A 13465-nucleotide genomic window follows, 5' to 3' on the forward strand; every position below is an offset into this window, starting at 1 on the left:
TTCAAAAAGTATCCCCTTGGTTGGTAGTCTGGTAACCAGCCCTCATCCAATCGTCATCAGGCTTGCGTTTCCGCCAGCTGCTGCGGTGTTCACACTCAGCGCCCGTTCGATCAGCAAGCGCTCCAACGGGATGTCGGTGGCGCCGGGCTGCAGCGCGGTCACGCCCACGATGGGCCCGGGGCGGCGGGCGAGGGTGGTGCATACCGTCTGCAGCGATGCGGCGTCGCCATGGTGCAGTACGGCGTCCAGTGCCACGGTGGCATCGCTCAGGGCGTTGTCTTGCAGCATGACCTGGGCCTGCACGTGGGTGGGCAGCTTCGCGCGCAGCCCTGCATGGGCGTGGGGCCACAGGGCTGTCCCTCCGCTGGCGAGCACGGCGGCCGTCTGCACCAGCAGATCGTCCGCGCTGGGTGCCAGGCACAGCACACGGGCGCGGGGGGCCAGGGTGTAGACATTGCGCTCACCCGTGGGGCCGGTCAGGGTGCGGGCGGTGCCGCTCTGTGTTTCTCGCGCAAAACGCTGGCAGTGGCCCGCCAGGGCCAGGTTGCCCTGGTTATGTGCCCATTGCTGCAAGGTGCCTAGTGGGGCCAGCTGGCGCTCGCGCCGCTCGGTATCGGGCGGGCTGGTGCGGTCGGCCTCGGCCAAGGTGCGCGCCAGTGCATTGGCTGGGCGCTGCGACAGCAGGCGCAGCAGGTACAGCGGCCCACCGGCCTTGGGCCCCGTGCCGGACAGGCCTTCGCCACCAAACGGCTGCACGCCCACCACGGCGCCGACCATGTTGCGGTTCACGTACACGTTGCCCGCATGGGCGCGGTTGACCACGCGGGCAATGGTTTCGTCGATGCGGGTGTGCACGCCTTGTGTGAGGCCGTAGCCGGTGGCGTTGATCTGATCGAGCAACTGGTCCAGGTCATTGCGGGCGTAGCGCACTAGGTGCAGCACGGGGCCGAAGACTTCTCGCTGCAACTCGCCAATGTGCTTCAGCTCGATCAGCGTGGGCGGCACGAAAGTGCCCTGTGCGCTGCTCATTGCCAGATGGCTGGAGTGCTGGAACACGCGGTGGCCTTGGGCCTTGAATTTTTCGATGTGCTGGGTGATGCCTGCCTGCGCCTCGGCATCAATGACGGGGCCTACATCCACGCGCAATTCGCCGGGGTTGCCCACGCGCAGCTCGCCCATGGCGCCCTGCAGCATCTCGACCACGCGGTCGGCGGCTTCTTCCTGTACGCACAGCACGCGCAGGGCAGAGCAGCGCTGGCCCGCGCTGTCAAAGGCGGACGACACGGCATCGCCCACCACCTGTTCCACCAGCGCGGACGAGTCCACGATCATCGCGTTCTGCCCACCCGTTTCGGCGATCAGCGGGATGGGGCGGCCTGCGGCATCCAGCCGCCCGGCCACGGTGCGCTGCAGGATGCGGGCGACTTCGGTAGAGCCCGTGAACATCACGCCCATCACGCGGGCGTCGCCAATCAAGCGCGCGCCCACGGTCTCGCCCTGGCCGGGCAGCAGTTGCACTGCCGCGCGGGGCACACCCGCCTGCCACAGCAGGCGCACGGCTTCGGCGGCGATCAGCGGGGTTTGCTCTGCCGGCTTGGCCAGCACGGGGTTGCCTGCGGCCAATGCTGCGGCCACCTGACCCATGAAGATGGCTAGCGGGAAGTTCCAGGGGCTGATGCAGGCCATGGGGCCCAGCGGGATGTGGGTGGCGTTGTCGAAGGTGCTTTGCACCTGCGCGGCGTAGTAGCGCAAAAAGTCCACCGCTTCGCGCACTTCGGCCACGGCGTTGCTGGCGCTTTTGCCCGCTTCGCGCATCAGCAGGCCCAGCAAGGGCAGCATGCGCTCTTCCAGCAGGTCGGCGGTGCGCAGCAGGGCTGCAGCACGCTCGGCGGGTGGCGTGGCGGCCCAGGGGGCTGCGGCGGCCTGGGCTTGGGCCAGGGCCTGGTCTACGTCGGCGGCGGTGGCTTCTTGCACCTGGCCCACCACGTCGTTGTGGTCGGCGGGGTTGCGCACGGGTTGGGTGGGGCCTGCGGGCACATCAGCGGCCAGCAGGGGCGCTGCCGCCCAGGGCTGGCTTGCCGTGGCTTGCAGCGTGGCGGCCAGATCGGTCAGCGTGTTCTCGTTTGACAGGTCCAGCCCGCGCGAGTTGGTGCGGTGCGTGCCATACAGGCTCTTGGGGGGGGCAATGCGGGGGTGGGGCAGGCCAGCGGTGCCTTCGGTGGCAGCTTGCTGGTCTACCACCTGCACGGGGCTTTTCACTAGCTCATCCAGCGCAATGGTTTCGTCGGCAATGCGGTTCACGAAGGATGTGTTGGCACCGTTCTCCAGCAGGCGGCGCACCAGGTAGGCCAGCAGCGTTTCGTGCGTGCCCACGGGGGCGTAGATGCGGCAGGGGCGGCCCAGCTTGCCCGCAGCGATGGCGCCCACCACCTGCTCATACAGCGGCTCGCCCATGCCGTGCAGGCACTGGAACTCGTACTGCCCAGCGTAGTAGTTGCTGCCCGCCAGTTGGTAGATGGTGGCTACCGTTTCTGCGTTGTGCGTGGCGAACTGGGGGTACACGGCCTCGGGTGCTGCCAGCAGTTTCTTGGCGCAGGCGATGTAGGAAATGTCGGTGTGCACCTTGCGGGTGTAGACGGGGTAGTCCGTGAGGCCATCGACCTGGGCGCGCTTGATTTCGCTGTCCCAGTACGCGCCTTTGACCAGGCGCACCATCAGGCGGCGCTGGGTGCGGCGGGCCAAGTCCACCACATAGTCGATGACGAAGGGGCAGCGCTTTTGGTAGGCCTGGATGACGAAGCCAATGCCGTTCCAGCCCGCCAGCGTGGGCTCGTGGCACAGGCGCTCCAGCAGGTCCAGCGACAGCTCCAGCCGGTCGGTTTCTTCGGCGTCGATGTTCAGGCCAATGTCGTATTGCTTCGCCAGAGCTGTGAGGCGCAGCACCAGCGGGTACAGCTCGTCCATCACCCGGCCCAACTGTGCGCGGCTGTAGCGCGGGTGCAGGGCCGAGAGCTTGATGGAGATGCCCGGGCCTTCGTAGATGCCGCGCCCGGCCGAGGCCTTGCCAATCGCGTGGATGGCCTGCTCGTACGATGCGTAGTAGCGCTGGGCATCTTCGCTGGTCAGCGCGGCCTCGCCCAGCATGTCGTACGAATAGCGAAAGCCCTCGGCCTCCATCGTGCGGGCGTTGCGCAGGGCTTCGTCAATGGTCTCGCCGGTCACAAACTGCTCGCCCATCATGCGCATGGCCATGTCCACGCCCTTGCGGATGAGTGGCTCGCCGCCCTTGCCGATCAGGCGGCTGAGCGAGTTGCCCAGGCTGCTTTCGCTGTGCGTGGCCACCAGCTTGCCGGTGATGAGCAGGCCCCAGGTGGCGGCGTTAACGAAGAGCGAGGGGCTCTTGCCCAGGTGTGCATCCCACTGGCCATTGCTGATCTTGTCGCGGATGAGCGCGTCGCGCGTGGCCTTGTCGGGGATGCGCAGCAGCGCCTCGGCCAGGCACATCAGCGCCACGCCTTCTTGGGACGACAGCGAAAACTCTTGCAGCAAGCCCTGCACGATGCCTGCGCGCCCGGCGCTGGCCTTGCGTTCGCGCAGCGCCTTGGCAATGCGCAGGGCCAGTTGCTCGGCCGCTGTGGCTTGATCGGCAGGCAGGCGGGCCTGGGCCAGCAGCGGGGCCAGGGCCTCGGGCTCGGGGCGGCGGTAGACGGCTGTGATGGATGCGCGCAGCGGGTTGGAGAGCGGCGTGCGGGGCGCGAAGTCTGCAAACGGAGTGGAGTGCTGGACGGAGGGCTGCGTCATGGCGTCGTCTTTCTGTGATTTGTGGGGCCAAGCGAGGGTTTGGCGCGTTATGGGCGATGATCCTTGGGATGGTGGTGAATAAATGGTCGAAAATTCGCGTTAAAGCCGAATAAATATCTAATCGAAATGCAAACAGAACCCGATCTGGACCGCATCGACCGCAAGATTCTGTCAATCCTGCAGGAAGATGGCCGCATTGCCAACCTCAAGCTGGCCGAGGCCGTGGCCTTGTCGCCCACGGCTGTTCTGGCTCGGGTGCAGCGTCTCACGCGCGACGGCTTCATCCTGGGCTACGAGGCCCGCCTGAACCCGCTCAAGCTGGGCGCAGGCATGCTGGTGTTTGTGGAGGTGCTGCTGGACCGCACCACGCCCAACGTGTTCGACCAGTTCAAGGCCGCCGTGCAGGTGCACCCGGAGATCATGGAATGCCACATGGTGGCGGGCGGGTTCGACTACCTGCTCAAGACGCGATCCGCTGACATGAACGCCTACCGCGTGTTTGCGGGCAATGTGTTGTGGCAACTGCCCGGCGTGCGCGAGACGCGCACCTATGCAGTGATGGAAGAGGTCAAGCACACCAACCATTTGCACCTGCGGTGAGAGGGCGGGGCGGTGGCAGAAGACTAGTACGGCCGCAGCCCGAGCCAGATTGGCTCTGCAGGGCAAAGCCCGCATAATGCAACGCAGCAACCGTCAGACTGAGGAGAAGAACCATGAGAGCCCTTCCAACCGCTGCCGCCGCCTTGTTGGCCGCCCTTTTCAGCCAGTCGGCCGCCGCCGGGTGTTATGTGGTCTATGGCCCCAACAAGGACATCGTCTACCGCGCCCCCGAGCCACCGGTCGATATGTCGCGCCAGATCCACGAAACCCTGCCGCGTGTGGCTCCGGGGGGCACCCTGGTGTTCTCACCCGACGATTTTGGCTGCGAACTCACCATCAACAAGCTGCCGCTGGCTTCGGCCGCTTCAGCCGTATCGGCGCCAGGGGGCATGCGCCCCGCACGCGCAGACCGGGGCTAAACCAGCCCCACGACTCGGCCCGCTGCAGCGGCGGCCCTGGGCCTGAGACAATCGGGGGATGAGCGAACCGAAAGAACTATCCCCCTCGTTTGAACCCGTGGCGCAGGATGCCACCGACCTGCCCGAGGGCTGGCTGCAGGTGCAGTCCATGGACCTTGACGCCCAGGGCGTTGCCCGTAAGCCCGACGGCAAGGTCGTCTTCATCGATGGCGCCCTCACGTCCGAGCTGGTCACTGCCAACACCCACCGCAAGAAGAACAACTGGGAGCAGGCCAGCCTGGTGGCCATCCACCGCGAGTCGTCGCAGCGCGTGCGCCCTGGCTGCCAGCACTTTGGCCTGCATGCAGGGGCCTGCGGAGGCTGCAAGATGCAGCACTTGCACGTGAGTGCGCAGGTGGCCGTCAAGCAGCGTGTGCTGGAGGACAACCTCTGGCACCTGGGCAAGGTCAAGGCCGAGACCGTGATGCGCCCCATTGAAGGGCCCGCCTGGGGCTACCGCTTCCGTGCCCGCCTGGCTGTGCGCCATGTGATCAAGAAGGGCCAGGTGCTGGTGGGCTTTCATGAGCGCAAGAGCCGCTACATCGCCGACATGCAGACCTGCAAGATACTGCCCCCGCATGTGGACGCGATGCTGATGCCGCTGCGTGCGCTGATCGCCAGCATGGACGCGCGCGACACCTGCCCGCAGATCGAACTGGCCTGTGGCGACAGCGTGACCGCCATGGTGCTGCGCCATCTGGAGTCGCTCTCCGCAGACGACATCGTCCGGCTGCGTGCCTTTGGCGCGGAGCATGGCGTGCAGTGGTGGCTGCAGCCCAAGGGTCCCGACACGGTGAAGCTGCTGGACGAAGTTGGCGAGCAGCTGTCGTATGCGCTGCCGGACTTTGGCATCACCATGCCCTTCAAGCCCACGGACTTCACCCAGGTGAACCCGCACATCAACCAGGTGCTGGTGACCCGGGCGCTGCGCCTGCTGGATGTGAAGCCGCACGAGCGCGTGATCGACTGGTTCTGCGGCCTGGGCAACTTCACGCTGCCGCTGGCCACGCAGGCCCGCGAGGTGCTGGGCATCGAGGGCAGTGAGGCCCTGGTGGCCCGTTCGCGCGAAAACTATGCATTGAATCAGGCCCTTGCGCGCGACCAGAAAGTGCTGGCAGCTACTGATTTTGTAGCGCGCAACCTGTTTGAGATGACCCCCGAAATGCTGGTGGCCGATGGCACTGCCGACAAGTGGCTGGTGGACCCGCCGCGCGAAGGCGCGTTTGCGCTGGCCAAGGCGCTGGCCGACATCGAACAGGCCCGCATCGGTGCCGAGGGCGCTGGCCCGTTGCCCGCCGGGGCTGAGGGCTGGACGCCCCCGAAGCGCATCGTGTACGTGAGCTGCAACCCCGCCACCCTGGCGCGGGATGCAGGCCTGCTGGTGCACCTGGCAGGCTACAAATGCACAGCGGCGGGCATGGTCAACATGTTCCCGCACACTGCGCACGTTGAGAGCATGGCGGTGTTCGAGCGGGTGTAGAGGAGGGGCAATGCTGCCGGGGCGTGTGGCCCTGGCGTGCATGCCAGCCGAAAGACTCGGAGACGAGAGGCGGGGCCTTGCCCCTGGCGAGCCAGACCGCTCAGCTGCGGCTGCGGCTGGACGCGGGGTCGCGGGTTTCTGTTTCGATCTCGGTGTTGCTGCTGCCCTTGCGCGGCTCGGGCTTCTCGGCCTTGGTCAATACCGAGGGCGTGCCCTCGATCTTGTTCTCGCGCATGTAGGCGTCCATCTCTTTCCACCCCGCAAACACCGAGGCCTTGGCGGCCTTGGGGTTCAGGGTGTAGCAGTCTTCCAGTCCACGCAGCGCGTGGCGGCAGGCTCCGCCAATGGCCTTGGCCTCGGCGTCGCGTTGCGCAACGCGAGGGTCAGGGCCCAGGCCGGGGATCTTGTCGCAGCCAGCAAGCAGCAGAAGGCCCGCCAGAACCGTCAGGCGTATCGCGGTGGAGGGGCTTTGTGGATACATGTACTTGCATTATCGGCACACTGGCCGCGCTATTGAGGCCTGATCCGGGTGCGCGGTCCACAAAAAAGGCTCCCGAGGGAGCCTTTTGGTGGTGGTCAAGGGAACGGCGGGGTTATTCGCGCTCGCCGCCCATGATGCCCAGCAGGGCCAGCAGGCTCTGGAACACGTTGAAGATGTCCAGGTACAGGGCCAGCGTGGCGCTGATGTAGTTGGTTTCGCCACCGTCCAGGATCTGCTTCAGGTCATACAGCATATAGGCGCTAAAGATGCCGATGGCCAGCATCGAGATCACCATCATGCCCACGGTGGAACCCACGAACACATTGATGATGCCGCCCACCATGAGCACCAGCGCGCCCACCATCAGCCACTTGCCCATGCCCGACAGGTCGCGCTTGATCACGCTGGCCAGGCTGGCCATCACGAAGAACACACCGGCGGTGCCGGCAAACGCCGTCATGATCAGGTCGGTGCCGTTCTTGAAGCCCAGCACCATGCCGATCAGGCGCGAGAGCATCAGGCCCATGAAGAACGTGAAGGCCAGCAGCACGGGCACACCGGCCGCCGAGCGCTTGGTCTTTTCGATCGCGAACATGAAGGCGAACGCGCCGCCCAGGAACACGATCAGGCCCACGCCGCCGCGCAGCGACTGGGTGATGCCAGTGGCCACACCGATCCAGGCGCCCAGCACCGTGGGGATCATGCTCAGGGCCAGCAGCCAGTAGGTATTGCGCAGCACCTTGTGGCGCTCTTCCTGCGAGATGCCATAGCCCGCAGAGTGGCCCAGGGTGGTGACTTGGTCGTTCATCATCTTGTGTCTCTCCTTGTTGGCCTGCACAGCGCAGACGCCCCAAATTTTAGGCGTTGGTGGTTTTTGGCCGCCCAATAACCGCATCCGGTCACCTACTTTTGGTAAGGGTACTTTCACCCTGCGTGGGGGTGAGCGCGCCCCGTGATGCCGCTATGCTTGCGGCTTCCTCGGTCCGGGCGCTCCAACAGGGCGGCCCGCGCGATCTTTCTCCTTCCTTCTCCTATCCGGACACCTCGCCATGAAAACCAAGCATGAACTCGAACTGGCCGACGTCAAGGCCGTTGCCGCCGCTGCCGAAGCCGAGGCCCTCAAGAACAACTGGGCCGTGACCATCGCCATCGTGGACGACGGCGGCCACCTGCTGTGGCTGCAGCGCCTGGACGGCGCCGCTGCCGTGTCCTCGCACATTGCCCCCTCCAAGGCCCGCACGGCCGCGCTGGGCCGCCGCGAGAGCAAGGTGTACGAAGATGTCATCAACGGTGGCCGCACCTCGTTCCTGAGCGCGCCCACCATCGACGGCCTGCTTGAAGGCGGCGTGCCGATCATGAAGGACGGCCAATGTCTGGGTGCCGTGGGCGTGAGCGGCGTAAAGTCCACCGAAGACGCGCAGATCGCCCGCGCAGGGATTGCGGCCCTGGGCCTGTAAGGACTGGACTGCACGCGTGGATGGGCCGTGTGGCGTCATCCTGAAGCGGGGGGCGTCACAGACCTGCACTTCGCGTCACGCATAAAAAAACCGGCTGAAGAGCCGGTTTTTTTATGGTGCCTTCGCTGCATGTTCTGACAGCGGTGACCGAGAGATCGGTGGAGAAAAAAAGCCTGGCTACGCGGGCGAACCCGTTGGCTGGCAAAAACGACCCTTGCGAGCTTGTTGCAAGCCCGGGAGTCGCCCCACGATGAAACTGTTGGGGGCCTGGCAGCAGCCTGAATGTGCTGCCGAGGGGGAGGAGGGGAGCAGGGCGGCTGCGCTTATTTGGTCAGGATCAGCTTGCCCAGCTTGGTGGCCTGCAGGCGGTACACCGAGCCGTTGTGGCTGATCGCCACGGCTTTCTGGCCCTGCAGCAAGGCGCTGCTGTCCACGGCGGCCGACACGGCTTCGGCGCTCTGGGCGCCTTCGCCAGGGGCGAGCGAGGCCGCCTTGTCGGAGGCGACAGAGCGCAGGAGCGAGGCGGCGGTCATGGTGGCTTGCATGGAGGTTTTTTCCTGTGTCATTGCATTGCGTTTTGCTAATGATAACGATTCGCAATTACGAGTCAAGCGAATTGCATGTTTCTTTTTGTTCTTTTTTCCCGGCGGTCAGCACGTGAGAAATTGAACGGTGGCATGCCCTGGTGTTGATCCGCCTTGCGCCTGGCTTGTAGGGCCGGACAAGGCCCGGCGATGTGGCGGCCCACAAAAAAGCCCGGCAAGCAAGGCTGGCCGGGCGGGGGCAACAAACCCTTTGGGGGGCTGTTACTGCGGGTCGGTCACAAACCCGATCTTGCGCACCCCGGCGCGCTGCGCAGCGGCCATGGCCTGGGCCACGTATTCGTAGCGCACGCTCTTGTCGCCCCGGATGTGCAGGTCGGGCTGGGGCTCCTTGGCGGCCTCGGCCTGCAGGCGGGGGAAGAGTTCTTCTTCCGTCACCTGCGATTCGTTCCAGTAGAACTTGCCATCGGCCGCCACCGACAGGCGCACGGTTTCCGGCTTGACGTTTTCGGGCTGGTTCGTGGCCCGGGGCAGGTCTACGTTGACCGAGTGTTTCATCACCGGCACGGTGATGATGAAGATGATGAGCAGCACCAGCATGACGTCCACCAGGGGCGTCATGTTGATCTCGTTCATCACATCATCGGCATCGTCTTGCGTTCCGAAAGCCATGGCTTAGTTGCCTTTCTTGATGGGCAGGACCTTGCCCTGTTCGCCACTGGCAGACACGCGGGCACCGGTCACGAAGTAGGCATGCAAGTCGTGCGCAAAGCTGTTGAGGCCGCCCAGGATGGATTTATTGCCACGCACCAGCGCGTTGTAGCCCAGCACGGCGGGGATGGCCACGGCCAGGCCCAGGGCGGTCATGATCAGCGCTTCGCCGATGGGGCCGGCCACCTTGTCGATGGTGGACTGGCCCGAGGTGCCGATGGCCACCAGCGCATGGTAGATGCCCCACACGGTGCCAAACAGGCCGATGAACGGGGCGGTAGAGCCCACCGAGGCCAGGATGGCCAGGCCCGATTGCAGGCGGGCGGTGAATTCGTCGATGCAGTTGCGCAGGCAGCGTGTGACCCAGTCGCTCACGTCCAGGCTGTCGTGCAGGTGGGCCTTGGTGTTGCGGTGGTGGGCGGTGGCTTCACGGCCTTCCAGCGCCAGGTGGCGGAAGGGGTTGGTGGGGTCGGCGCCCAGCTTGGTCAGGCCGGCGGCAAAGTCCTCGCTGTGCCAGAAATCTTGTGCGGCGCGGGTGTGCTTCTTGAACTTGATGATGTCCAGCGCCTTGATGAGGATGACAACCCACGAGGCCAGTGACATGGCCAGCAGGATGATGGCGACGGCGCGGGTGACGAAGTCGCCCTGGATCCATACGTTGGCGATGCCGAATTGCGATTCCATGAAAAAACTCCCTGAAGCGGTGATCTGAAACTGTGAACTGTGGTTATTCGAGAACGAAGTTGACCGGGACCAGGTTCCACATGGTCTCGACCACTCCGTTGCGTTTGCCGGGCACGAAGCGCCAGCGCATGACGGCCTCCTGGGCCTGGCGGTCCAGGCGCTCAAAGCCGCTGGACTTGTTGACTTCCACCTTCTGCGGCGTGCCGTCGGTGCCGATCAGCACCCGCAGCACCACCTTGCCTTGCTCGCCCATGCGTTTGCTGATGGCGGGGTAGCTGGGCTTGGGGTTGTTCAGGTAAGCGGCGTCGCTGGAAGGCAGCTCGATCTTGGGCGGCGCAGGCGGTGCCGGTGGGGCGGGCGGCGCCGGGGGTGCAACAGGCGCCTCGATGGGAGGTGCGGGTGGCTGGGGCGTGGTGATGCCCGTGGGGGCATTGGGCGCCGGTGTCGGGTCGGCAATGGCCACAGGCATGGGGGCCGGGCGCGGCGCGACCTTGGGGGCCGGGCGGGGCGGTGGTGGCGGCGCCGGGGGCGGCGGTGTGACCTTGGGGGGGGCGGGCGGGGCGATGAACTCGCTCAGTAGCTCGGCGGGCACGATGACCTCGGCCGCGCGGCGCAGCAGGCCGGACTGCAGGGCCCAGATGCCTGCCACGTGCAGGGCAATCACGGAGCCCACGATCACGGTGTTGCGGCTGACACCCCCGGGAGTGGCAAAACGATCAGGGTGAGACATAAAAATGATAGCAACCAGCGCTTGTGTATCAGGCGCCAGGGGCTTAAAAGACCGATGTTACTTGCGGAAGATCCACCAGGCAGAGCCTGCCACGAGGATCAGGCTGCCAGCGAGTGTTGAGAGGAGTTCCATGACTTGCTTTCCAGGATGGAGCTGGCAAGCTGGATCGGCTGCGGTGCCACGTCATTGTGCAGGGCGGCCACAGGATTCGAAACACTGCACTGCGCCACCACGTCGCGGGCGCAGCTTTCGCAGCAACCGCATTGGGTGGCCACGCCCAACTCGAACTGGATTTCGTCAAAGCTCATGCCAGCACGCGCATGGCGGGCAATCTCACGGTCGGAAACCCGGCGGCAAACACAGACGATCATGGGGAGCAGGCAGTGTGGCTGGCTGTTGAAGGGGTGACGAGATTATAAATACGAATCTATCGCATTTGCAATAAATCATTCCTGCCGACAGGGGCAAGGCTTTGATCGGCGTCAACACCTGTCCCGGCCATGGTCGCTGGCCATGGTTTTTGGCCATCCTCGGCCATCGCCAGGCATCACGCGCCGGGGCGCAACGCCTGGGTCTCTGTGGCGTCCAGCAGCGCAGGGCGGGCGTCAGCCAGTGTGGCGCAGCCGGTGAGGGCCATGGCAACCTCCAGCTCGTCACGCAGCACGCGCAGCACATGGGCCACGCCTGCGGCCCCGGCATTGGCCAGGCCCCACACGGCGGGGCGTCCCACCAGCACGGCCGATGCGCCCAGGGCCATGGCCTTGAGCACATCGGTGCCGCGCCGGATGCCGCCGTCCACCAGCACCGGCAGCGCGCCGCCCACGGCCTGCACCACGCGGGGCAATGCGGTGGCGGTGGCGGGCGCAGTGTCCAGCGTGCGGCCGCCGTGGTTGGAGACGATCAGGCCCGCCGCGCCCGCTGCCACCGCCTGGCGTGCGTCGGCCGGGTGCAGCACACCTTTGAGCAGCACGGGCAGGCGGGTGATGGACCGCAGCCAGGCCACGTCGTCCCAGGTGGGGGCCTGGTGCAGCAGTCCGTCAAACAGCGCGCTCTGGCTGGGGCGCAGATCGGGTTGTGGAGGCGGGGGCAGGCCTGCGAGGTTGACCGGGCCCACGCCAGGCGGCAGCCGGAAGCCCGCCCGCCGTTCGCGGTCGCGCACGCCGCTGGCGGGTGCATCCACCGTCAGCACCAGGGCCTCGTAGCCCGCTGCCTCGGCCCGCTGTACCAGCGCCTGGGTAAAGCCCCGGTCGTGCTGCAGGTAGAGCTGGAACCACAGCGGGCCGCGCCCCGGGTCGGGCTGCACGGCCTCGGCCACGGCTTCGAGCGTCACGCTGGCCTGGGTGCTGAGCACCACGCCCGCACCCAGCGCCGCCGCCGCGTAGGCCATGGCCAGTTCGCCATCGGGATGGGCCAGGCGCTGGAAGGCCACCGGCGCCAGCAAGATGGGGTGGGCCAGCGTGCGGCCCAGCAGCTGTACCCGGGTGTGGCCGCCCGCCAGCGGCCGCAGCACGCGGGGCCACAGGGGTAGGGCGTCCCAGGCGCTGCGGTTGGCGCACAGGGTGATTTCATCGCCCGCGCCCCCGCTGAAGTAGGCCCAGGCGTTGTCGTCCAGCTGCTGGTGCGCCTGCAGTTCGTGGTCGGCCAGGTTGGCGATCTCGGGGGGCAGCCGGTGGCGGGCGGGGGTGTAGGTCATACCAATGAAAAAAGCACCTTGCGCGCGTTCAGTATGCGCGAGGTGCTATTGAAATAGGAGTAAATCTGGCAAGGCAGGGGCCATGGCCTGAAGGAGCCGTGGTGCCTGGGTGCCGGAGGAGGCGGGTCACACGTCGGCCCACATGCGCAGCAGGTTGTGGTAAGTGCCCGACAGCGCAATGACCGAGGGCTCCGTTTCGCCCACGCTCTGGCGCAGCCGCAGCAGCGACATGTCCATGTCGAACAGCAGCTGCCGCTGCTCCAGCCCGCGCACCATGCTCTCGACCCAGAAGAAGCTGCTGATGCGCTGCCCGCGTGTGACGGGCGACACCTGGTGCACGGTGCTGCTGGGGTACACCACCATGTCGCCCGCGGGCAGCTTGATGCGCTTTTCGCCCCAGGCTTCGGTGGCCACGAGTTCGCCGCCTTCGTATTCGTCCGGCGGGGTGAGAAACAGCGTGCACGACAGGTCGCTGCGCACCCAGGCGTTGTCGGCCGTGGAGTGCATGACGGCGCTGTCCACGTGCTTGCCGTAGAAGTTGGCGCCGTCGCCGTAGCGGTTGAACAGCGGGTTGTAGATGCGCCGGGGCAGGGCGGCCGAGAAGAACAGTGCGTTACGCGCCAAGGCGGCCTTGACCAGGCCTTGCAGCTGGGCCGACAGCTCGCTGCCCTGCGCCAGCTGCAGGTTGTTCTTCTGGTGCACGGCCTGGCCGCCTGCGCTGCGGGCGCCGTCCACCCAGGGGGCGTCGGGGGCCCAGAGCTGCTGTCGGAAGAACGCGACTTCTTCAACGGTGAGAACGTGGGGGATGTGCAGGAACATGGGGGCCCA

At 66.1% G+C, this 13465-nt stretch carries 14 protein-coding genes; 4 read left to right on the forward strand and 10 right to left on the reverse strand.

Features of this window, described 5'->3' with window-relative positions; genetic code table 11:
* Positions 1-42: 42 nt before the first annotated feature.
* The gene (gene putA / locus AvAM_RS07130; protein ID WP_137746423.1) at positions 43-3801 is read right to left on the reverse strand and encodes a trifunctional transcriptional regulator/proline dehydrogenase/L-glutamate gamma-semialdehyde dehydrogenase; all 3759 of its coding nucleotides are present in this window, start codon (positions 3799-3801) and stop codon (positions 43-45) included.
* 126 nt (positions 3802-3927) lie between these two features.
* Here putA and AvAM_RS07135 point away from each other — a divergent pair, with 126 nt between their 5' ends.
* From AvAM_RS07135 to rlmD, 3 genes are all read left to right on the forward strand, one after another.
* Positions 3928-4401 (forward strand): Lrp/AsnC ligand binding domain-containing protein, encoded by a 474-nt coding sequence (locus AvAM_RS07135; protein ID WP_055398143.1) that lies wholly within the window; start codon positions 3928-3930, stop codon positions 4399-4401.
* Positions 4402-4514: 113 nt separating this feature from the next.
* Positions 4515-4820, forward strand: coding sequence for a hypothetical protein (locus AvAM_RS07140; RefSeq protein WP_137746424.1), 306 nt, complete (start codon positions 4515-4517; stop codon positions 4818-4820).
* 58 nt (positions 4821-4878) lie between these two features.
* Positions 4879-6339, forward strand: a complete 1461-nt coding sequence (gene rlmD / locus AvAM_RS07145; RefSeq protein ID WP_137746425.1) for a 23S rRNA (uracil(1939)-C(5))-methyltransferase RlmD — start codon at positions 4879-4881, stop codon at positions 6337-6339.
* Between the two features lie 100 nt (positions 6340-6439).
* On the opposite strand, the gene AvAM_RS07150 is transcribed toward rlmD, so the two are convergent.
* Both AvAM_RS07150 and AvAM_RS07155 read right to left on the reverse strand, forming a co-directional pair.
* On the reverse strand, positions 6440-6820 hold the full coding sequence (locus AvAM_RS07150; RefSeq protein WP_137746426.1) for a hypothetical protein: 381 nt from the start codon (positions 6818-6820) through the stop codon (positions 6440-6442).
* A gap of 112 nt (positions 6821-6932) precedes the next feature.
* Positions 6933-7628, reverse strand: a complete 696-nt coding sequence (locus AvAM_RS07155; protein ID WP_137746577.1) for a Bax inhibitor-1/YccA family protein — start codon at positions 7626-7628, stop codon at positions 6933-6935.
* Between the two features lie 241 nt (positions 7629-7869).
* Here AvAM_RS07155 and AvAM_RS07160 point away from each other — a divergent pair, with 241 nt between their 5' ends.
* Positions 7870-8277, forward strand: a complete 408-nt coding sequence (locus tag AvAM_RS07160) for a heme-binding protein (RefSeq protein ID WP_015014564.1) — start codon at positions 7870-7872, stop codon at positions 8275-8277.
* 323 nt (positions 8278-8600) lie between these two features.
* Here AvAM_RS07160 and hemP read toward each other — a convergent pair whose 3' ends face one another.
* The 7 genes from hemP to AvAM_RS07195 all read right to left on the reverse strand — a co-directional run bounded on the left by hemP (position 8601) and on the right by AvAM_RS07195 (position 13456).
* Positions 8601-8822: a hemin uptake protein HemP gene (hemP, locus tag AvAM_RS07165; RefSeq protein WP_137746427.1), complete on the reverse strand. Its 222-nt coding sequence runs from the start codon at positions 8820-8822 to the stop codon at positions 8601-8603.
* A gap of 261 nt (positions 8823-9083) precedes the next feature.
* Positions 9084-9491: a biopolymer transporter ExbD gene (locus AvAM_RS07170; protein WP_063460710.1), complete on the reverse strand. Its 408-nt coding sequence runs from the start codon at positions 9489-9491 to the stop codon at positions 9084-9086.
* A gap of 3 nt (positions 9492-9494) precedes the next feature.
* On the reverse strand, positions 9495-10214 hold the full coding sequence (locus AvAM_RS07175) for a MotA/TolQ/ExbB proton channel family protein (RefSeq protein ID WP_137746428.1): 720 nt from the start codon (positions 10212-10214) through the stop codon (positions 9495-9497).
* A gap of 43 nt (positions 10215-10257) precedes the next feature.
* Positions 10258-10944 carry an energy transducer TonB gene (locus AvAM_RS07180; protein ID WP_137746429.1) on the reverse strand — a complete coding sequence of 229 codons (687 nt, stop codon included), beginning with the start codon at positions 10942-10944 and terminating at the stop codon, positions 10258-10260.
* Between the two features lie 98 nt (positions 10945-11042).
* Positions 11043-11315, reverse strand: a complete 273-nt coding sequence (locus AvAM_RS07185; protein WP_063460707.1) for a bacterioferritin-associated ferredoxin — start codon at positions 11313-11315, stop codon at positions 11043-11045.
* A 176-nt stretch (positions 11316-11491) separates the two neighbouring features.
* Positions 11492-12637, reverse strand: a complete 1146-nt coding sequence (locus tag AvAM_RS07190) for an alpha-hydroxy acid oxidase (protein ID WP_137746430.1) — start codon at positions 12635-12637, stop codon at positions 11492-11494.
* A 126-nt stretch (positions 12638-12763) separates the two neighbouring features.
* Entirely contained in the window at positions 12764-13456 is a 693-nt protein-coding gene (locus AvAM_RS07195) for a Fe2+-dependent dioxygenase (RefSeq protein WP_137746431.1), read from the reverse strand.
* Positions 13457-13465 lie beyond the last annotated feature (9 nt).

It is taken from the genome of Acidovorax sp. NB1 (assembly GCF_005405905.1).
Classification (GTDB): Bacteria; Pseudomonadota; Gammaproteobacteria; order Burkholderiales; family Burkholderiaceae_C; genus Acidovorax.